Source organism: Rhizobium rhizoryzae, from assembly GCF_011046895.1.
Classification (GTDB): Bacteria; Pseudomonadota; Alphaproteobacteria; order Rhizobiales; family Rhizobiaceae; genus Neorhizobium; species Neorhizobium rhizoryzae.
Genome location: NZ_CP049250.1, coordinates 2325778 through 2343414, shown reverse-complemented (window position 1 = coordinate 2343414; position 17637 = coordinate 2325778). Strand labels below are relative to the sequence as shown.

The 17637-nt window shown below is 56.3% G+C and carries 18 protein-coding genes and 1 tRNA gene; 8 read left to right on the top strand and 11 right to left on the bottom strand.

Features of this window, described 5'->3' with window-relative positions; translation table 11 throughout:
* Nucleotides 1-12: 12 nt before the first annotated feature.
* The 3 genes from G6N80_RS17145 to G6N80_RS17135 form a co-directional block, all read right to left on the bottom strand.
* Nucleotides 13-483: a 3-hydroxyacyl-ACP dehydratase FabZ family protein gene (locus G6N80_RS17145; protein WP_062554219.1), complete on the bottom strand. Its 471-nt coding sequence runs from the start codon at nucleotides 481-483 to the stop codon at nucleotides 13-15.
* Nucleotides 484-505: 22 nt separating this feature from the next.
* The gene (locus G6N80_RS17140) at nucleotides 506-790 is read right to left on the bottom strand and encodes an acyl carrier protein (protein WP_137137101.1); all 285 of its coding nucleotides are present in this window, start codon (nucleotides 788-790) and stop codon (nucleotides 506-508) included.
* Nucleotides 791-927: 137 nt separating this feature from the next.
* Nucleotides 928-1887, bottom strand: a complete 960-nt coding sequence (locus tag G6N80_RS17135) for a nucleoside hydrolase (protein WP_165135543.1) — start codon at nucleotides 1885-1887, stop codon at nucleotides 928-930.
* Nucleotides 1888-2076: 189 nt separating this feature from the next.
* On the opposite strand from G6N80_RS17135, the gene G6N80_RS17130 reads away from it, so the two are divergent.
* Nucleotides 2077-2862 carry a TSUP family transporter gene (locus G6N80_RS17130; protein WP_062554766.1) on the top strand — a complete coding sequence of 262 codons (786 nt, stop codon included), beginning with the start codon at nucleotides 2077-2079 and terminating at the stop codon, nucleotides 2860-2862.
* 100 nt (nucleotides 2863-2962) lie between these two features.
* Here G6N80_RS17130 and cobU read toward each other — a convergent pair whose 3' ends face one another.
* The gene (gene cobU / locus G6N80_RS17125) at nucleotides 2963-3490 is read right to left on the bottom strand and encodes a bifunctional adenosylcobinamide kinase/adenosylcobinamide-phosphate guanylyltransferase (protein ID WP_062554217.1); all 528 of its coding nucleotides are present in this window, start codon (nucleotides 3488-3490) and stop codon (nucleotides 2963-2965) included.
* A gap of 469 nt (nucleotides 3491-3959) precedes the next feature.
* Here cobU and G6N80_RS17120 point away from each other — a divergent pair, with 469 nt between their 5' ends.
* Both G6N80_RS17120 and G6N80_RS17115 read left to right on the top strand, forming a co-directional pair.
* A complete protein-coding gene (locus tag G6N80_RS17120; RefSeq protein WP_062554216.1) occupies nucleotides 3960-4958 on the top strand; it encodes a glycine betaine ABC transporter substrate-binding protein in 999 nt (332 codons plus the stop codon).
* Between the two features lie 78 nt (nucleotides 4959-5036).
* Nucleotides 5037-5387, top strand: a complete 351-nt coding sequence (locus tag G6N80_RS17115; RefSeq protein WP_062554215.1) for a hypothetical protein — start codon at nucleotides 5037-5039, stop codon at nucleotides 5385-5387.
* 55 nt (nucleotides 5388-5442) lie between these two features.
* Here the strand turns inward: G6N80_RS17115 and G6N80_RS17110 are convergent, their stop codons facing one another.
* A complete protein-coding gene (locus tag G6N80_RS17110) occupies nucleotides 5443-5565 on the bottom strand; it encodes an entericidin domain-containing protein (protein ID WP_137137243.1) in 123 nt (40 codons plus the stop codon).
* 252 nt (nucleotides 5566-5817) lie between these two features.
* Between G6N80_RS17110 and G6N80_RS17105 the strand changes: the two genes are divergently transcribed.
* The gene (locus G6N80_RS17105; RefSeq protein WP_165135540.1) at nucleotides 5818-6594 is read left to right on the top strand and encodes a formyl transferase; all 777 of its coding nucleotides are present in this window, start codon (nucleotides 5818-5820) and stop codon (nucleotides 6592-6594) included.
* A gap of 386 nt (nucleotides 6595-6980) precedes the next feature.
* On the opposite strand, the gene G6N80_RS17100 is transcribed toward G6N80_RS17105, so the two are convergent.
* The gene (locus tag G6N80_RS17100; protein WP_165135537.1) at nucleotides 6981-7868 is read right to left on the bottom strand and encodes a LysR family transcriptional regulator; all 888 of its coding nucleotides are present in this window, start codon (nucleotides 7866-7868) and stop codon (nucleotides 6981-6983) included.
* A gap of 180 nt (nucleotides 7869-8048) precedes the next feature.
* Between G6N80_RS17100 and G6N80_RS17095 the strand changes: the two genes are divergently transcribed.
* Complete coding sequence (locus tag G6N80_RS17095; RefSeq protein ID WP_156379139.1) at nucleotides 8049-8240, top strand: hypothetical protein; 192 nt, start codon at nucleotides 8049-8051, stop codon at nucleotides 8238-8240.
* 162 nt (nucleotides 8241-8402) lie between these two features.
* Nucleotides 8403-9425 carry a GlxA family transcriptional regulator gene (locus tag G6N80_RS17090; protein ID WP_062554211.1) on the top strand — a complete coding sequence of 341 codons (1023 nt, stop codon included), beginning with the start codon at nucleotides 8403-8405 and terminating at the stop codon, nucleotides 9423-9425.
* Nucleotides 9426-9489: 64 nt separating this feature from the next.
* Here G6N80_RS17090 and G6N80_RS17085 read toward each other — a convergent pair whose 3' ends face one another.
* The 3 genes from G6N80_RS17085 to G6N80_RS17075 form a co-directional block, all read right to left on the bottom strand.
* On the bottom strand, nucleotides 9490-10326 hold the full coding sequence (locus G6N80_RS17085) for a response regulator (protein ID WP_165135534.1): 837 nt from the start codon (nucleotides 10324-10326) through the stop codon (nucleotides 9490-9492).
* 146 nt (nucleotides 10327-10472) lie between these two features.
* Nucleotides 10473-12986 (bottom strand): GcvT family protein, encoded by a 2514-nt coding sequence (locus G6N80_RS17080; protein WP_165135531.1) that lies wholly within the window; start codon nucleotides 12984-12986, stop codon nucleotides 10473-10475.
* A 147-nt stretch (nucleotides 12987-13133) separates the two neighbouring features.
* Nucleotides 13134-15596, bottom strand: coding sequence for a mechanosensitive ion channel family protein (locus G6N80_RS17075; RefSeq protein WP_165135528.1), 2463 nt, complete (start codon nucleotides 15594-15596; stop codon nucleotides 13134-13136).
* A 237-nt stretch (nucleotides 15597-15833) separates the two neighbouring features.
* On the opposite strand from G6N80_RS17075, the gene G6N80_RS17070 reads away from it, so the two are divergent.
* Nucleotides 15834-16085 (top strand): GlsB/YeaQ/YmgE family stress response membrane protein, encoded by a 252-nt coding sequence (locus G6N80_RS17070; protein ID WP_062554207.1) that lies wholly within the window; start codon nucleotides 15834-15836, stop codon nucleotides 16083-16085.
* 168 nt (nucleotides 16086-16253) lie between these two features.
* Here the strand turns inward: G6N80_RS17070 and G6N80_RS17065 are convergent, their stop codons facing one another.
* Nucleotides 16254-16745, bottom strand: a complete 492-nt coding sequence (locus tag G6N80_RS17065; protein ID WP_165135525.1) for a heme-degrading domain-containing protein — start codon at nucleotides 16743-16745, stop codon at nucleotides 16254-16256.
* Between the two features lie 239 nt (nucleotides 16746-16984).
* On the opposite strand from G6N80_RS17065, the gene G6N80_RS17060 reads away from it, so the two are divergent.
* A tRNA-Lys gene (locus G6N80_RS17060) sits at nucleotides 16985-17060 on the top strand.
* 308 nt (nucleotides 17061-17368) lie between these two features.
* Here G6N80_RS17060 and G6N80_RS17055 read toward each other — a convergent pair.
* Nucleotides 17369-17632 (bottom strand): DUF6074 family protein, encoded by a 264-nt coding sequence (locus G6N80_RS17055; protein WP_062554205.1) that lies wholly within the window; start codon nucleotides 17630-17632, stop codon nucleotides 17369-17371.
* Nucleotides 17633-17637: the final 5 nt, after the last annotated feature.

The window sequence follows — 17637 nt, the reverse complement described above, 5'->3', positions numbered from 1 at the left end:
ATGCGCATGCCCTTATTGGGCGGCAAGCGCACTCAACAGCCCAACTTCAGCGGCGCGCTTGCGCACGATGTCCGCAAGAGGCACTTCCTCAAATGGCATGGTGCGCAGCTTGAGCTGTGCATCGCAGACCTTCTTGCCGGCAGACGAAATCTTCGCCTTGGTCACGGCGTAGCCAGACCCTTCATGCTCCAGAAACGCCTCGATATCGAGAACCGCCTCAGGCTCAACGAATGTCCGCATCTTTGCGCCATCAACAGACATCAGGAATGGCATCGCTGCAAAATTGGAAGCGGCAAGAATCATGAAGCCGCTGGCCTGCGCCATGGTTTCAATCAGAAGAACGCCGGGCACGAGCGGCATTCCAGGAAAATGCCCCTCGAATACGGGGCTTTTCGCCGGAACGACGGACCGTGCCTTGAGCGTTTTGGATGACAAATCGACCGCTTCAACGCGGTCGATCATCTGGAAATATTCAAGAAGCATACGCTCCCTCAGCCAGGGCTTTTCAGCCCTTTGCTGCCCTCAGTTCGTCAATCTTGGCGCAGAGGTTTTTCAGCACGAAATACTCTTCCGTGGAAACCTTGCCTTCGTTGACTTCCTGCGTCCACTGCTCGAGCGGGATCTTGATGCCGAATTCCTTGTCGATCGCAAAAACGATATCGAGGAAGTCCAGGCTGTCGATGCCCAGATCGTCGATCGTGTGGCTTTCCGGCGTAATGGTTTCGCGGTCGATCTCGCTGGTTTCAGCGATGATGTCAGCGACTTTATCGAATGTAGCGGTCACGCTCATATCCTCTGAATTCTGTCAGTCAGGGTTCCACATAGGGAAAACCGACTGCAATGCCAATGGCCTGCTGAGTGCGGAGCAATATTTTGCACCGACACTGTTGCCTAAACATCAAATTGCACGGGTAATGAGGCAGCACCTCAGCCCGCAATGCCTTCCACCAAAGCCGCACGAATGACTTCGAGCACGGAATCCGGCTTTATACCTGTCGCAACTGTCTGGCTCGGCAGGTTATCCCACGCACTCGGCGGAAAACCACGCCCGTCCGGCTTCTGGATCGTCTGGCCATCGGCAATGCCGCCGCAGACAACCCGAATCGCACCTGTACGCGTCTCGAACAGATCCGGACGGACAAGATAGACGGCGGCACAACTATCGTGCACCACCATACCATCGCCGACACGACCTTTGTAGAACTCGATATAGAGCTGCGAGATATCCGACAGAAGCTTGACGTCCGAGCGACCGCTCTCAACCATCTTCGCCAGATAACCGCTCGTCATCACGGTCTTCATTGTGACATCGAGCCCGATCACGACCACCGGCCAATTTGCTGTCATCACCACATCTGCCGCTTCCGGATCGCCATGGATATTGGCTTCCGCCGCAGGCGAAACATTGCCGTTCACGTCAAAGGCGCCGCCCATGATGATGACCTGCTTGACCAACTGGGTAATGTCCGGGTCAGCCTCCAAGGCAAGAGCCAGATTGGTCATGCGTCCAACGGCGATGAGTGTAACCTCTTTCGGATGGGCGCGGACGGTATCGATGATGAACTGGTAGGCAGGGCGAGGATCGGCCTGGCGCGAAACGGCTTCCAGGACTGCAACATCACCGATTCCGTTATGTCCGTGAATGGCCGTCGGCCAATAGCTGCCGCCGCGTGCAGGATCGAATGTCTCGCCAGCCCCCTTGGCAACCGGAGCCGCGATATCCCAGGCTTCTGTCAGATAGAGCGCGTTCCGTGTCGTCAGTTCGATCGGCGCATTGCCAAAAACAGTCGTGACGCCAATCAGATCGATCTGAGGATGACGCGCCAGAAAAAGCAGCGCCATTGCATCGTCAATACCGGGATCCGTGTCGAAAATGACCTTGTTCATTTGATAATTCCTGAATTCGAATTTGCCAGCACAATAGCGTCGGCTGGTATCGGCGCAAGCATGTCATCTTGCAGACCTTCGCCTTTTACCGGCATTGTCCGCCGCAATTCCGTGAATGGACGATCTTGCGCCTGTGCTGATTGAATGACAGAAGGCGGCAACGCCCGCCTCAATCACCGAGCCATTCCCGTGCACGACATCGCCACTCACCTGCTGCTGTTCCTGTTTCTTGCCGCAATCGTCGCAGGATTCGTTGATTCGATTGCAGGGGGCGGCGGACTGATTACCGTTCCCTGCCTGCTTCTGGCAGGGCTGCCGCCTCTGGAGGCACTGGCGACGAACAAGGTGCAGGGGCCCTTTGGCGCGGCTTCGGCAACCATAGCTTATGCACGGAAGGGACATGTGAAGCTGTCGACACAGTTACCGATGGCGCTGATCGCATTTGCGGCCGGCGGCATCGGTGCACTCATCGCCTCGCATGTGCCGGGCAAGTTTCTGGGCGCAGCCATTCCGTTTCTTCTCGTCGGGATCGCGCTGTTCTTCGCGTTCAAGCCCAATCTCTCCGATCAGGATAGCACCCGCCGGATTTCACCCGCCGTCTTTGCCGTGACTGCTGTCCCCCTCGTCGCGCTTTACGATGGCGTATTCGGGCCGGGCGCAGGCTCGTTCTACATGCTGGGCTTCGTACTTCTCGCAGGTTTTGGAATGTTGAAAGCAACAGCCCATACCAAGCTGCTGAACCTCGGCTCAAACCTCGGTTCACTCGCAGTCTTCGCGATCAATGGAGCGATTCTCTGGAAGGTTGGTCTGCTGATGGGCGTCGGACAATTGATCGGCGCACAGATCGGCTCCAGTCTGGCAATGAGAAGCGGCGCAAAAATCATCAAGCCGCTGCTGGTCATCTCCTGCGTCGCACTCGCCACTAAATTGCTGGCAGATCCTACCCATCCAATCCGTGTCTGGCTGGGCATCTAAAGCATGGCGCGCAAAAGTAAGCAGCGGCTTTGCGGCAACGAAATGCGATAAAACAAAGACTTAAAGCGTGAGGAGCGAATCTGAAAGATCGCGACGCGCTTTAGCCCTTCATTTTCAGCGGAAGTCCGGCGGCGATGAAAAAGACGTCATCGGCCTTGGCAGCCAGCATCTGATGCAGGCGACCGGCATGATCCCGAAACTGTCGCGCCATGCGGTTGTCCGGCACAATGCCGAGACCCACCTCGTTCGAAACGAAAATGAAATGGCCTGCTCCAGCAGCGAGACTATCGATTAGGCGTGCACTTTCGAGTGAAACATCACGCTCGGCCATCATCAGATTGGTCACCCATAGGGTCAGGCAATCGACGAGAATCACGCGGTCGTCGGACTGTATGCCAGCGAGCGTTTCCACGAGGGCCATCGGCTCTTCATGCGTCGTCCAGTGCTCCCCGCGCTGTTCACGATGCAGCGCCACCCTTTCGCGCATCTCGTCATCATAGATTTGCGATGTCGCGAGATAGTGGCGATCAAGTCCAGACTGGAGAGCGACGTTTTCTGCGAAGCGGGATTTTCCGGAGCGGGCGCCACCAAGAACAAAAGTCACGCGGAACCGCGTCGATTCGGTCATTTATGTGTACCTAGAACGAAAACACCCGCGATTGGCTTACGAAAGCGGCACATTCGTAGCGAAAGAGGTTGCCGCCGGGCTCATCGTAGCCGATATCGCAGGTGTATTTGGAGATATGCTAGCACAACAAGCATGTTGTTCAAGGGGGCTTCACCATCGAGCCGCACCGAAGATTTGTTTGGCTCCGGTACGCACTACCTGCCGGAGCCTGAGCGGAAACGACCGCGTCAACTGCATAGCGTGCAAATCGTTACCGGCTGGTTATCAGCCAAAACAAACTTCCATCTTCATGGCCCAATCAGCCAAATGGTGCATCAGGATTTTGTGAGGCTTTATAAAAGAATTTATCAATTCGAGGTGAGACTTAGCCCAATTTGCTTTTGGTCAAGGCTGAATCAGGGCATTGTACAACCGCGATGGATAAACTCGACATTCTGCGATGAGCAGCAACAGAGGGAGTGATCAGGCAATGTGGTATGGTGCAACCGGCGCAAGCGCGCTCTTGGCCTACTTTGCATTTGCCGCTTCCGCTCAGGCTTCCGCGTGCGGCCGCGTCTCGATTGCGGAAATGAACTGGAATTCGGCTGCCATTGCCGCACAGGTCGACAAGCTCATTCTTGAAGCGGGTTACGGCTGCGATGTCGAACTTGTCGCAGGCGACACCATCCCGACGGTCAGAACCATGATCAACCAAGGCACTCCGGACATTGCTCCGGAACTCTGGGTCAATTCCGTCAATGCAGAACTTAACGAAGCCTATGCATCCGGCAAACTTGTGCAGGGGGCAGAGATCCTGGCCGATGGAGCCGTGGAAGGGTGGTGGATCCCGAAATATGTCGCGGATGAACATCCGAACCTGCGAACCATTGCTGATGCGCTGGCCAAGCCCGAGCTCTTTGCAGAAAACAGCGAAAGCCGACAGGGCGTTGTCCACAGTTGCCCTCCCGACTGGAGCTGCAGCATCACGACGCAGAACCTGTTTCGGGCAACGGGTGCGGAAAGCAAGGGTTTTTCCCTGAAGCCGGCAGGCTCAGCAGAGGAGTTTAACGCGGGTCTTTCCAGAGCTTTGAATGAGAAGCGCGGCTGGCTGGGTTATTATTGGGCGCCAACGGCTATTCTGGGCGAGCACCCCATGGTCAAGCTTTCGTTCGGCGTTCCCTTCGACCAGCTTGAGTGGGATGAGTGCACGTCCCGGGCCGGATGCGCCAATCCCAAGATCAATTCCTATCCCGTGTCCCAGGCCTTCACTATCATATCAAAGGGTCTGTCGGACCGCGCCCCTGACGTTACGGATTATCTGCGCAATCGCAAATGGGGCAACGCGACGATCAGCTCGTTGATGGCTTGGCAGGCTGAAAACAACGCCAGCAACCGTGATGCCGCCCTGCACTTCCTTCGCCAGAACCTCGATATCTGGACCAGATGGGTTCCGGTTTCAGTTTCGGACAGGATAAAGCCAACCCTATAGGAGCGATATGTTGAGGCCGTGGATCGTTCGCCGTATCCTTCGCTTCGATTCGGCAAAGAATGCAGACGGAACATATTCATGAGCACTGTGGCGCCCATTGGGAACCGTGAAAATGTGGCAGATGCACTGGCATCCATGACACAGGATAATGAGAACTGGCTGAAGTTGATGATGGAAAACCCATCCTCGGACGACGTTCTGCTCGACGGTCTGCATCTTTATCTCGACCGGGCCGCGGCAGGGCGTTTCCTCAACACTCTGAAGCTTCAAAAAACGGGAGAGTGGATCGGGGGAACGGCACCCGCCCGGATCCAGATAAGGTTGAGCGAGGCTGCGAAATCGAGCCAGCATCCCGCCTTTACGGCGTTCCGTGAGGGTTACAATAAGTCCGGCGGTTTGCAGCGTGCCTACCCGGCTGCCAAAATCTGATCTTCGAAAGAATATGCGCGGGAGAAGTCTTTCTGCCTCTCCCGCGGCTCAAAGTTTAGCGAGCGGCGCGCTCTACCTTGCGACCGGCGTCCTGCGTGGCGTTCACGGTATTGGCGGCATCCTGGCCAACGCCGCGGATCGTGTTGCCGCAGGATGCGAGCGAAGCGGCGGTTGCCATGAGAGCAGCGATAACCGTAACTGTCTTGAGCGTCATTTTGAAAGTCTCCGAATTGAACGACACAGAACCGGAAATTTTGTTTTCCGGCGCAGTAACGCGCGGAATGTGAAAAGGTTCACGGTGAAGTGAAACAGTTTTCAGAAGCCCGTCAGATATTCCGGAAGCCATCCTTTCGTCGTTAACGATATGTTTGACGGATAGCACCATCGTCGCTTGCACATCCCTTCGACATTCACATGAGCGGAAGATCTGATGACGGCGCCGAACCCTGCGAGACTCGTTGTATTGACTGCGGGCGGCCTCAATCCGCAGGTCATGATCAACGCTCTCCACGCCCACTTTCCCAACCTGACCGTGATTCAAGAGAATTACGAGAGCAAGACCGATGTCCTGAAGCGACGTGCGCGGCGGCTGGGCTGGCTGCAGGCAGTTGGGCAATTGGGTACCATGATCGTATCCCGCCTGGGCAAGCGCATCACACAGAAACGGACCGAAGAAATCATCGAGCAATACGGCCTGATATCCCAGCCGTTATCGACCGTGCCTGTAACACGTGTCTCATCCCTCAACGATCCGGATGCGCACGCCGCCATCCTCCGCGCAAAGCCTGATCTCCTCTTTTCGATCTCTTGTCGGCTCCTGTCTCGCAACACGCTGGCGGCCATTCCCTGCCCCATCGTCAATTTCCACGCCGGAATAAACCCGAACTATCGCGGGCAGATGGGAGGGTACTGGGCACGCGTGGAGAATGACGAAAACAATTTCGGAGCGACCCTCCATTATGTGGATGCAGGAACGGATACCGGCGATACGCTCGCCGAGGTTCGGGTAAGACCGGCAGCAGACGATACGATCTCGACCTACCCCTTGCTGCTCACCGCCGCCAGTATCGTTCCTACGGTACAAACATTGACCTCGGTCCTTGATGGCACCGCGAAGCCTTACGCGCCATCCGGTCCTTCCCGCCTGCGTTTTCCGCCGCCCCTGTGGACATATCTTTTCAATGGCGTGACCAAATCAATCTGGTAAGACTCTCAAACTCGCAAAATTTTGCAGCCGGTTGTCAAACTTGATCCAGGTCAGTCTCAGGCAGGTTGCAGGGAGTATAGGGATAGTCAGGCAGAACGCCTATCCACGCTGTCGAACACCGCATGATGTGGGGTGACGACATATATTTGAGGCTTTTAGAAATGCATTATGACTGGACTGGAAATGACCATCGTCGGCGTGTGCTGTTTCGCCTCGGCTGGGCCTTTGTATCCGTTACCGCCGTCTTTTCCGTGGCGATTTTTCACTACACGTGACGGACAGGTCCGCAGCATAGTCAAGCTCTCGTGATGGAATAACGACGTCCGGAGCATTTTCGGTCGCTAAAGTCGAGAATGCTCCGAAATGTCATCCTCATGTAGAGAGCGTCAGGCGTTCAACTGGGCATAAGACTCGCGGATAGAATCTGCCACCGCTTTGGCCGGAATGGAGAGGTCCGGCGCCACGACCATTCTGACATCGAATGACATCAGTTCTGGAAGCCCCTCCTTTGGCCCCAGGATAGCCATCTCATCCGAGACATAGGACCGAGCCATCGGAGCAATCGCAAGATCGGAAACGATGGCGGCACGTTGGGCCATCGTATTCGCGCTCAAATAGGCAATCCGATACGGGCGCTTCATATCTTCGAGCCTGTTCAGCGCCTCCTGCCTCCAGAGGCAACCATCTTCCCAGATCGATAGTGGCAATGGGTCACGCATATGTGCCGTTCCGCACTTTGCCCCGACCCAGACAAGCTTGTCCTCGAATACAACCTCCCCTTCAGTCGGCAGAGGACGCCAGACGCTGTTCATCAACACGAGATCGAAGCGCTGCTCCTCCATCTGGCGACGAAGCCGCACACTCCCATCGACCGTGACATCGACCATGATGCCAGGGAATTTCGAGGCAAAGTTCTTCAAAATGCCCGGCAGCAAACGCTCCGCAATGTCGTCCGGCGCGCCAAGCCGGACCACGCCGGAAAGCTCCGGCATGATGAAGCGAGATACTGCCTCATTGGAGAGAGCGATCAGCCGCCGCGCATAGGTCAGCAAGACCTCGCCCTGAGGCGTCAGCGCAACGGACCGCGCATCCCTCAGAAAAAGCGTAGTCCCCAGTTGGTCTTCCAGCTTCTTGATCTGCATCGAGACTGCAGAAGGCGTTCGCAGCACAACTTCAGCCGCAGTCGAAAAATTTCCGGTATCCGCAATCGCGACAAACGTTCTCATCACATCGTTATCGAGAAGCGGCAGGGATGCACGGAACGGCCCGTTCATTATGATAACTTTCAGAAATTCTGATATTAATAATGATATCATTTCAAGCGGCTGATAGTCAATTCGATCATTTCTGGGGCCAACATCACGATTTTTGATGGGTTGGATGAAAACAATCAAATTGTAGAAAGCATTTAATAAGCGCATCCTTCCATTGCATAGCCGGAAAGGAGCATGATCATGGCTTTCGCAGGTTCACACTCAGCATCATCATTGATAACCGCAAACCGCGTAAGCGGTAGTTTTCTGGCGTCGGTCATAGGCAAGGCCTCGGAATTGATCGCGGCCCATAGAAAGCGCAAGGCGCTTGCCATTCTTGAAGCGCTGCCAATGGACGTCCGCAAGGATATTGGCTGGCAAACGGGCAACTGAGACAGAGTTTAATCGGAATGCCTTTCAAATATGCAGGAGGATGAGGCTGTCTTTCATGCGACATCTTGCATGTCGCAAATGAATGTATCAATGTCGGATTGAGCACATTCAAGGCAGCCTCTTTCACGCGAGGAATAGACGCCTTGCCACGGAGCCCCTGCAATGACCATCAAGCCACCGGTCAAAAAACGTACGCTGGTTTTCTTCCTGATCCCGGAATTTACACTTCTTCCGTTTTCTGCGGCGGTCGAAACCCTTCGGATTGCCAACAGGATGTTGGGATATAAAGCCTATGACTGGCGCCTGACCTCCGCTGATGGACAAAAGGTCTACTCCTCGAGCGGAATTGCATTGGAAGTCGATTCTTCGCTGGCCGACGAGCGACGCAACCTGAGCGGCGAGCAGCGACCGAGCATGGTGTTGATCTGTTCCGGCATCAATGTCGAGAGCTTCAACAATAAATCCGTCTTCGCTTTCCTGCGAGAAACCTACAATCGGGGCGTTTCCGTTGGCAGCCTCTGTACGGGCGCCCATGTGCTGGCGCAGGCCGGTCTGTTGAACGGCAAGCGATGCGCCATCCATTGGGAAAATCTACCCGGCTTTGCGGAAGCCTTTCCCCAGGCCGAAGTCTATGCCGATCTCTATGAGGTCGATGGCAATCTCTACACCTGCGCAGGCGGAACGGCCTCGCTGGATATGATGCTGAACCTGATTGGCCAGGACTTCGGCGAGACGCTGGTCAACCGGGTTTGCGAACAACAACTGACGGATCGCGTCAGAAACCCGCACGACCGTCAGCGGCTTCCCTTGCGCGCGCGACTGGGTGTGCAAAACAACAAGGTTCTGCAGATCATCGAACTGATGGAGAGCAATCTTTCGGAACCATTGTCGCTCATTGATATCGCCGACAGTGTTGACCTTTCACGCCGGCAGATCGAGCGCCTGTTCAGCCAGGAAATGGGACGTTCCCCTGCCCGCTACTATCTGGAAATCCGCCTCGACCGCGCAAGGCATCTTCTGGTTCAATCCTCGATGCCCATCGTGGAAGTGGCCGTGGCCTGCGGATTCGTGTCAGCATCGCATTTTTCGAAATGCTACCGTGAGGTCTATAACCGCTCGCCGCAGCAGGAACGCGCGGAACGCAAGCTGGTGTCGAATACGCCGCGAACACTTGTTCCGGCTTGAGACGACATGAGAATGGCCGCACCTGCCGGTACGGCCATCTCATAAAACTCACCCTACTGAAATTTCAGGCGGCGCTGCGGCGCGCGGCAGCCTGGTGGGACTTGATCTGCAAAAGCGTGTCGAGGTTCTGGTTTACGCGGCAATAGAATTCTTCGTCGATGAACGGCCTCAACATGAAGTCGTTGCCGCCAGCCTTCAGGAAGCGGGCCGATAGCAGGCGGTCCGTCGAGGACGACACGCCGATGATGCGCAATTCGTGGGAGCCACGGACGGAGCGGATGCGCCGGGCCAGTTCGAACCCATCGATGTCGGGCATGTTATAGTCTGTCACAACCAGACCGATATCCGGGTTCTTCTTCAGAATATCGATGGCCTTGGATCCGCTTTCGGCAACACTGACGCGGAAATTGTAACGCTTGAGGCGGGTCGAGAGGAGTGCGCGCGCTGTCGGACTGTCATCCACGATCAGCACATGGTGACGATGGTTCGTCAGGAAGCGGCAAACGGATTCAACAAGCATTTCGACCGCGAAGACATTGTCTTTCAGAATGTAGTCGACGATGTCCTTCGCCAGCAGTTTCTCACGTGTGTGCTCCTGGAAGGTGCCGGTGAAGACAATGGTTGGGATGTTGAGATCGACGAGATAGTTCAGCGCCTCGCCGTTTTCGGCGCCTGGCAGATTGATGTTGGATATCGCGAGGGTAACAGGCACATCCGACAACTCGTTTGCCATCATGAGGTCTTCATAGGTCCGGCAGATCTCCGCTTCGATCCCGAAGATTTCCTTCAGACGCTGACGGATCATGGACGTGAAGACGTTCGAGTCCTCGGCAACAATGATTCGAGCATCCGGAAACTGCTCGCCCGTATACTGCATCCCGGATACGCCCAGATAAGTCATTGTTTGCCCCCTAGCTCCTTGACTATGAGTAGGCTAAAGCATCGGGACTTGAAGAAACATTAAGCGCGCAAGACCAGCGGCGATGAATTCAACAAAAAAGCGGCCTTTGAGGGCCGCTTTCCCGAATATGGTCAATCAATTCTTGATCAGGCGCGCAAGACGGCATTATCCGGATCAAACGGGCTCTCACCAACGACTGCCGCCTCATAGACTGTGCCAAGAATCTTCACTTTCAGCTGGGTACCCAGGTCAGAGTGAGACGGCTTCAGCATGGCAAGTGCGAGCGATTTTCCGACGCGCCAGCCGTAGCCACCGCTGGTCACGCGCCCTACCAGTTCGCCAGACTGATCGTAGATCGCCTCGGAGCCGCGCGCATCGACATCCGTCGTGCCCTTCACCTCCAGAGTGCTGAATACCCACTTCACGCCGTTTTCCTTGTAGGCGACGACAGCGTCCCGGCCTATGAAGCTCTTCTCTGGCTTGATGAAGCGGTCAAGCCCGGATTCATACGCATTGTATTCGATGGAAAGCTCGCGCCCCATGTTGCGATAGGACTTCTCGACCGCCATGGAAACCATGGCACGAATACCGAACGGCTTGATGCCGAATTCGGCACCGGCCTCCATGAGTTTGTCAAAGATGTAGGCCTGCATCTCGATGGGATGATGCAATTCCCAACCCAATTCACCGACAAAGTTCACGCGCAGCGCATGTGCCGTCGCAACGCCAACGGAGATCTGCTTGCCTGTGAGCCAAGGGAAATCCTTGTTCTCGAGGCTGGTGCGGGTCAGCTTCTTCAACAACTGGCGGGATTTCGGGCCTGCCAGAACCAGAACGCCATATTTCTGCGTGATCGGCTGAAGAACGACAGAGCCATCATGCGGAGCAAGTCGGTGCAACAGATCGTGGTCATGCGCCTCCAGGCCGCCGGCAGATACCATGTAGAAGCGTCCTGGTGCCCATTCATAGATCGTGAACTCGGCACGAACTCCGCCCGCAGGCGTCAGGATGTGCGCGAGCGTGATGCGGCCCCGCTTCTTTGGAATGGCGTTGGCGAAGATGCTTTCGAGCCAGTTGCGAGCGCCCGGCCCTGAGACCTCGATCTTGGCGAAGGGCGACATATCCAGCACACCGACATTCGTGGTGACATTCTTCACCTCGTTGCCCACATGCTCCCAATAGTTCGACCGGCGGAAGGACCACTTTTCGACGTACCGACCGTCTTCGAGCGGGGCTGCGTAATTGTGGTTGGTGATGACATCCGCGCCGACACCCTTCTCGCTCTCCGGCAGTTCATAACCTTCCGGAGCATACCAGTTTGCGCGTTCCCAGCCGTAGAGCGAACCGAAGACGCCCCCCAGCTTCTTGAGCCGATCGTAGATCGGTGTCGTCTTCAGCGGACGGGCGGCGGCACGCTCCTCATCCGGATAGTGCATGGTGAAGACGTTGGCATAGGCCTCTTCGTTCTTAGCGATAAGATAGCCTTCCGTCGCATAGGGACCGAAACGGCGCGGGTCCACGCCCATGAGATCCACGGTCGGCTCGCCATCCACGATCCACTCGGCCAACTGCCAGCCAGCACCGCCTGCCGCCGTGATACCGAAGGAGTGGCCTTCGTTCAGCCAGAAATTCTTGAGGCCCGGAGCCGGCCCGACAATCGGATTGCCATCAGGCGTGTAGGCGATGGCGCCGTTATAGACCTTCTTGATGCCCACTTCGCCGAAGGCCGGCACACGGGCAATTGCCGTTTCGATGTGCGGCATCAGGCGGTCGAGATCTTCCTGAAACAGTTCGTATTCGCTCTGGTCGGAAGGACCATCGACATAACAGACCGGAGCACCCACCTCGTAAGGTCCGAGGATGAGGCCACCCGCCTCCTCGCGCATATACCAGGCGGAATCGGATTCGCGCAAAACCCCCATTTCCGGCAGGCCTTGCTTGCGCCGCTCCTGGATGGCCGGATGCGGTTCTGTGACAATGTACTGGTGCTCGACCGGAATGACCGGAATGTTGATGCCGACCATCTCACCCGTCTTGCAAGCAAACGAGCCGGTGCAGGAGATGATGTGCTCGGCGGTGATTTCACCCTTGTCGGTCGTCACCTTCCACAGGCCATCCGCCTGCTGCTCGATACCCGTGACGGTCGTGTTGCGGTAGATCGTGGCACCGCGATCACGCGCGCCCTTGGCAAGTGCCTGTGTCAGATCTGCTGGCTGGATGTAGCCGTCGTCCGGATGCTGGATTGCACCGAGCAACCCCTCGGTCTCACAGAGCGGCCAGACTTCCTTCACCTGTTCCGGTGTCAGAATGTTGACCTTGACCCCGATCGTTTCGGCGATGCCCGCATAATACATGTACTCGTCCCAGCGATCCTTTGTCCGGGCGAGACGAATGTTGGAGACTTTCGCAAAACCGACATTCATGCCGGTCTCTTCCTGCAGCTCCTCGTAGAAACGGACCGAATACTTGTGCAGCTGGCCGACCGAATAGGACAGGTTGAACAGAGGCAGCAGACCGGCGGCGTGCCAGGTGGAGCCGGACGTCAGCTCCTTCCGCTCGATGAGAACGACATCGCTCCAGCCCTTCTTTGCCAGATGATAGAGCGTCGAAACGCCGACAACGCCGCCACCGACGACGACTGCCCTCGCATGTGTTTTCATCGAAAAACCCCTCTGATGAGACCCGGACACAAAGCGTATTCTCCGGGCCAAATTGCATGGGCCGACTATGCAATCTGAGGCGCGTCGCCAAACGCCTGTTTACGACATGCGTACGGCTTGCCGCGACGCCTTCAAACTTTCCATTTGTCAGCTTGCAGACGCATCCCCGGCTTCTCGATCGTGCACATCCTTGGGGTCGTACTGCTTTTCTTTTTCCGAGGCTGGCGCTCGCATCGTGTAGAGCGTGCCATGAACGTTGATGTCCTGCTTGGCGTAGGGAATTTCGATCCCCTCGTCTTCGAAGCGTCGCAGGATTTCGGCACGCAGCGCGTTCCTGATATTCATACCATCGCTGATATCAGCGACATGGAAACGCAATTCGAAGTCAAGCGACGAAGCCCCGAAGCGCAAGAACTCCACGTGTGGCTCAGGATTGCGCAGGATCTGCGGTACGGCTCCGGCAAGTTCCAGCAACAGTTCAATGACACGTCGCGGATCCGTTCCATAGGCAACGCCGACGGGAATTTCGGAACGCTGCATGCGGTTGCGGTGCGTCCAGTTACCCACGGCCGCATTAATGAGATCGGAGTTCGGCACGATGATCGATTGCTTACGGAACGTCTCGATCTCGGTTGCGCGAACCGATATGCGCTTTACGATACCTTCGGTCGTGCCGGTAATGATGTGGTCGCCGACCTTGAAGGGGCGTTCGACCAAGAGAATGAGGCCTGACACGAAGTTCGAGACAATGTTCTGGAGACCGAAACCGATACCAACCGAAAGCGCAGAGGCAACAAGCGCAAGGCTCGACAGATCGATCCCGGCGGCGGACACGCCGATCACCACGGCCAGGCCCATGCCGAGATAACCGATACCCGTTTTGACGGAGTTGCGAACCCCGGCATCGACCTGGCTTCGCGCCATCACGTTCCGGTCGATCCAGCGCTGCGCGAACCGCGTCACCAGATAGCCAGCCATGAACAGCAGGACACCGACAAGAATTCCGATCAGTGAGATATTGATGTTGCCGATCGAAATCTGCGTCAACAGACGGATGGCGGCGGCCTTGATGTCCTGTGTCTGGAAACCCCAGGTCAATAGAATGACGGGGACAACGAGAATGACCGAAAAGGCATAGATGCTGAGCCCCGCCACCAGCCCGATCTGGTCGAGCATGATCTCATTGCTCTTGAAACGCGCAGCGACATACTTGCCGACAGAGGTGCTGGCAAAAGCGCCCTGCTTGCCCACAGCCTTGCCCGACAGGATGCCGATGTATCCCGTAGCGACCAATGCGCCTGTGAGCACGATCTGTGTGGAGAAGAAGCGCGCCAGCCCGACATAGCCGGAAAGCGCCGCCAGAAGAAGCGCGATGCCGAGCGCCCTCAGAGCGAGCGGAAACCCTCTGGGCCACGAGCGACCGGGGGCATCGGGATCCTTGTCCTCGGCCAACACCGGCTTGAGGAATGACATCGCCAGCAGGATGACGCCGATGAGGACCGACGCAATCAGGCTCTTGGCGATGGACAGCACGACCGGCGAGTTCAACACTTCGCTGACTTCGGTCAATGCGAAATCAAGCCCATTGATCAAAGCCATCGCGAGGATCAGCCAGAACAGGACTTTGGCACCCCTGTTCGATACACGAATAAGCCGCCAGTGCGGATGTTCTGGCCCCAGTACGAGATAGCTCAGGCGGGCAACGAAGACGACCACCCAGATGAAGCCGAGGAACGTGCCGACCAGAGGACGAATATCAGGCCGGAGAACGCCGAAACTGTCCATGAAGAAGAATGTCGACAGCATGAAAGCCGTCAGCGAAAAAGTCTGCAGGACAAGTGACCAGAAGGCAAAGGACAGGCGCGTGATATAGGGCGGATTATCGATCGCCGGATCGCGCTTGACCATCTTTCCGAGCATGCGGTAGCCGCCTGCGAGGAAGAAAAGCGCGGCACCGATCGACAGGAAGACGGCGCTTAACAGCTGCAGCTTCTTGAACTTCCAGGCGAAGCTCAGCCAGCTCGCCATCGTTTCCCGAAACGTTTCGACCTCATGCCAGAAGGTCGAGCCCGCATCGGCCAGCATACCCCAGGAGAGATCCGTATGCTTAAGCAGCGCATCGGAAAACAGCCTGCGGCGCTGCTCGGTAATCTTGGCAGAGAGTTCCTTTGCGCCATTCGAGATCTGCCCGAGTTCGCTGGAGAAAGCGGTCAGTTCCCCCCTCTCCGCCGCAAGCCGGTTGCGCTCCTCAGTGACAACCGCCGCTTCCGGTGGTTGCCCTTCCTGCGGCGGCTCTCCCAGTTCCTTCACACGCGCATTGATTTGATCAAGCCGCTGCTTGAGACCGCCCAGATGTTCGCTGAGCCGCGTGACAAGATCATCCGCCTGAGCCTTCAGCTCGGCAAGCTGCATGTCATCGACGCCCTGCGCGTTGGAACGCGCCGAAATCGATGCCAGCACTTTCTTCGCTTCGGTGATCGTCGCCTGGGTCTTGGATTGTGGTGCAGCATTCGTGCCAGCAGCGGCCGCGGGTGCTGCTTCGGGCGCGCTTTGTGCCCAGGAGCCGGACGGGCTGCCGACAAGCGCTAGGGTCACTAACGCTACGGCCACGAGGCCCCGGAAAGCGTTTCTGCAAGATCTCTCATTCAGCCGCAATGGTGCAAACCTCGAAAAACAGGATGGCGGAAGCGTTACTGCTCATCGGTAGGAACAGGAACTCGTCTGATTCGCAATGGACCGCTCACAAAGCCAAAGCAACGGGCAGAACTAAGGCACAGACAAACCAGGGAACAAATTCAATCACAAGCCGTTGACCGGCCATCGAACATCGAAATGAGGGTAAGGTCCATGGAAAACGCAGGTATCGGCTGGCTCGCAGCGATCATCATCGGCGGCATCGCCGGTTGGTTGGCAGAACAGTTCATGAAGAGCAATATGGGCGTTCTGATGAACATCCTGCTCGGTATCGTCGGCGCAATTGTTGCCAACGCAATCCTCGGCTTATTCGGCGTCGTGCTTGGTGGCTGGATCGGTTACTTGATCGCAGGCTTCATTGGCGCCTGCATTCTCATCGCCGTTGGCCGTGCCATCAGGCGATAGGCAGCGGCTTGATACTGATCTGACTTGAAGGCCGGGCACAATGTCCGGCCTTTTCCATTGGTGGCTAAAGCATGTCGCGCAAAAGTGTGCAGCGGTTTTGCGACAACGACATGCGATGAAGCAAAGCGATAAAGCGCCAGGTGCGACCCTGAAAGAGCGCGACGCGCTTTAGGGCAATTTCGGGATATCGTCCCAAACGCCACGTTCCAGAGCGAGACCCTCGACTGCGAGATTATGGTCTTCCCGTTGCGGCAATCCTGAAATGGTCACCGCGCCGATACAGCCTACCCCCGATACCCTGATGGGAATGCAGCCACCATGAGGCGCAAAATTTGCAACAGGCAGGCCCCACTTGCTTTCAAGTGTTGCTTGCTGCTGCGCCAGATCAAGTCCGATCGCATAGCTTGAACGGTGAAATCTCAAAACAAGATTGCGCTTGCGGCGGATCCAGTGCTCGAAGTCCGGCTTACCGCCCGGCAGGCTGGTGAAGAAGGCCTGCATCCCGTTGATGTGAACATCAATGGCCAGGACATGAGACCGTGCCGAGGCAATGTCCCGCAACCGCGACCCCAGCGACCAGGCGCGCGCGAGATCGAAGCGGTCAAACTCCAGCAGTTTTTCCTGACTGGCGATAATCTCGAGATCGTTTTGTGTCGTCATATGCATGCTCTCCTGTTGCAACGAACAGTAAGGCAGCCACAGACAATTTTCGATGGGATGAAATTGCATTTTTTCTTCGGGTCAAGAATCCCGGATTCTCAGGCGTTTTGACGATCTCCCTCCATTTTTCTGCAAGCTGCATCCAACTTTTTTCAAAAGGGCGCTAGACAAGGTCAAAAGACCTCTTTATACGCCCCCTCACACCAGCGGCGCACACAACACCAAGCGCTGACGGGGATGGGTGATTAGCTCAGTTGGTAGAGCAGCTGACTCTTAATCAGCGGGTCGTAGGTTCGAGCCCTACATCACCCACCAAACATTTCAAACACTTACGCTGATAGTGAATTGCACGGTTTCCAACGGATTGGAAACGGTCGGCAATTTGCGTCGGCGCTCGCTCTACGAAGAACACACAGTCGCTTCATAGGTCTGGCTTATTTTTCCATATCCCGTTTGACACGCAGCTTACATGCATGCTCGACCCGTTGTGGATTACAGGAAGAGCCTGATGTGTCTCGGAGTCAACGTTATTGCTACTGCTGAAAACAAAAGGCGCATGGCAGCCTGATAGGTCTGCTTTCATGCGCTTTCGTCGATGCTCAAAGAGCAGCGTGTATTGAGGCTTAAGCGCGGGCGTCCACTGCGGCCTGGTCAACCTCTTCCAGGAACAGGCGCTGCAACTCCGTCTGCACAGCATTCATGAAAAGACCCGCTTGATGGGAAACCTCTTCCGCAGAGGTGCCGAGCCGCGAGAGACGGGCAGAGAAATCGGCCATCTGGCTGCGCCAGTAGCGATTGGCTTCCTCGCCATGAAGGTTCAGCAGAACCTGAGCACAACGCCGTATATCCGCCATCCGCCGGTCGGCGGGAAAATGTGCAAGCGTCATGACCT

Bases quoted from the DNA above. Each gene is read 5' to 3' on its own strand.
- G6N80_RS17145 (WP_062554219.1), bottom strand. From the start codon at position 483: ATGCTTCTTGAATATTTCCAGATGATCGACCGCGTTGAAGCGGTCGAT.
- G6N80_RS17140 (WP_137137101.1), bottom strand. From the start codon at position 790: ATGAGCGTGACCGCTACATTCGATAAAGTCGCTGACATCATCGCTGAA.
- G6N80_RS17135 (WP_165135543.1), bottom strand. From the start codon at position 1,887: ATGAACAAGGTCATTTTCGACACGGATCCCGGTATTGACGATGCAATG.
- cobU (WP_062554217.1), bottom strand. From the start codon at position 3,490: ATGACCGAATCGACGCGGTTCCGCGTGACTTTTGTTCTTGGTGGCGCC.
- G6N80_RS17120 (WP_062554216.1), top strand. From the start codon at position 3,960: ATGTGGTATGGTGCAACCGGCGCAAGCGCGCTCTTGGCCTACTTTGCA.
- G6N80_RS17115 (WP_062554215.1), top strand. From the start codon at position 5,037: ATGAGCACTGTGGCGCCCATTGGGAACCGTGAAAATGTGGCAGATGCA.
- G6N80_RS17110 (WP_137137243.1), bottom strand. From the start codon at position 5,565: ATGGCAACCGCCGCTTCGCTCGCATCCTGCGGCAACACGATCCGCGGC.
- G6N80_RS17105 (WP_165135540.1), top strand. From the start codon at position 5,818: ATGACGGCGCCGAACCCTGCGAGACTCGTTGTATTGACTGCGGGCGGC.
- G6N80_RS17100 (WP_165135537.1), bottom strand. From the start codon at position 7,868: ATGAACGGGCCGTTCCGTGCATCCCTGCCGCTTCTCGATAACGATGTG.
- G6N80_RS17095 (WP_156379139.1), top strand. From the start codon at position 8,049: ATGGCTTTCGCAGGTTCACACTCAGCATCATCATTGATAACCGCAAAC.
- G6N80_RS17090 (WP_062554211.1), top strand. From the start codon at position 8,403: ATGACCATCAAGCCACCGGTCAAAAAACGTACGCTGGTTTTCTTCCTG.
- G6N80_RS17085 (WP_165135534.1), bottom strand. From the start codon at position 10,326: ATGACTTATCTGGGCGTATCCGGGATGCAGTATACGGGCGAGCAGTTT.
- G6N80_RS17080 (WP_165135531.1), bottom strand. From the start codon at position 12,986: ATGAAAACACATGCGAGGGCAGTCGTCGTCGGTGGCGGCGTTGTCGGC.
- G6N80_RS17070 (WP_062554207.1), top strand. From the start codon at position 15,834: ATGGAAAACGCAGGTATCGGCTGGCTCGCAGCGATCATCATCGGCGGC.
- G6N80_RS17065 (WP_165135525.1), bottom strand. From the start codon at position 16,745: ATGACGACACAAAACGATCTCGAGATTATCGCCAGTCAGGAAAAACTG.
- G6N80_RS17055 (WP_062554205.1), bottom strand. From the start codon at position 17,632: ATGACGCTTGCACATTTTCCCGCCGACCGGCGGATGGCGGATATACGG.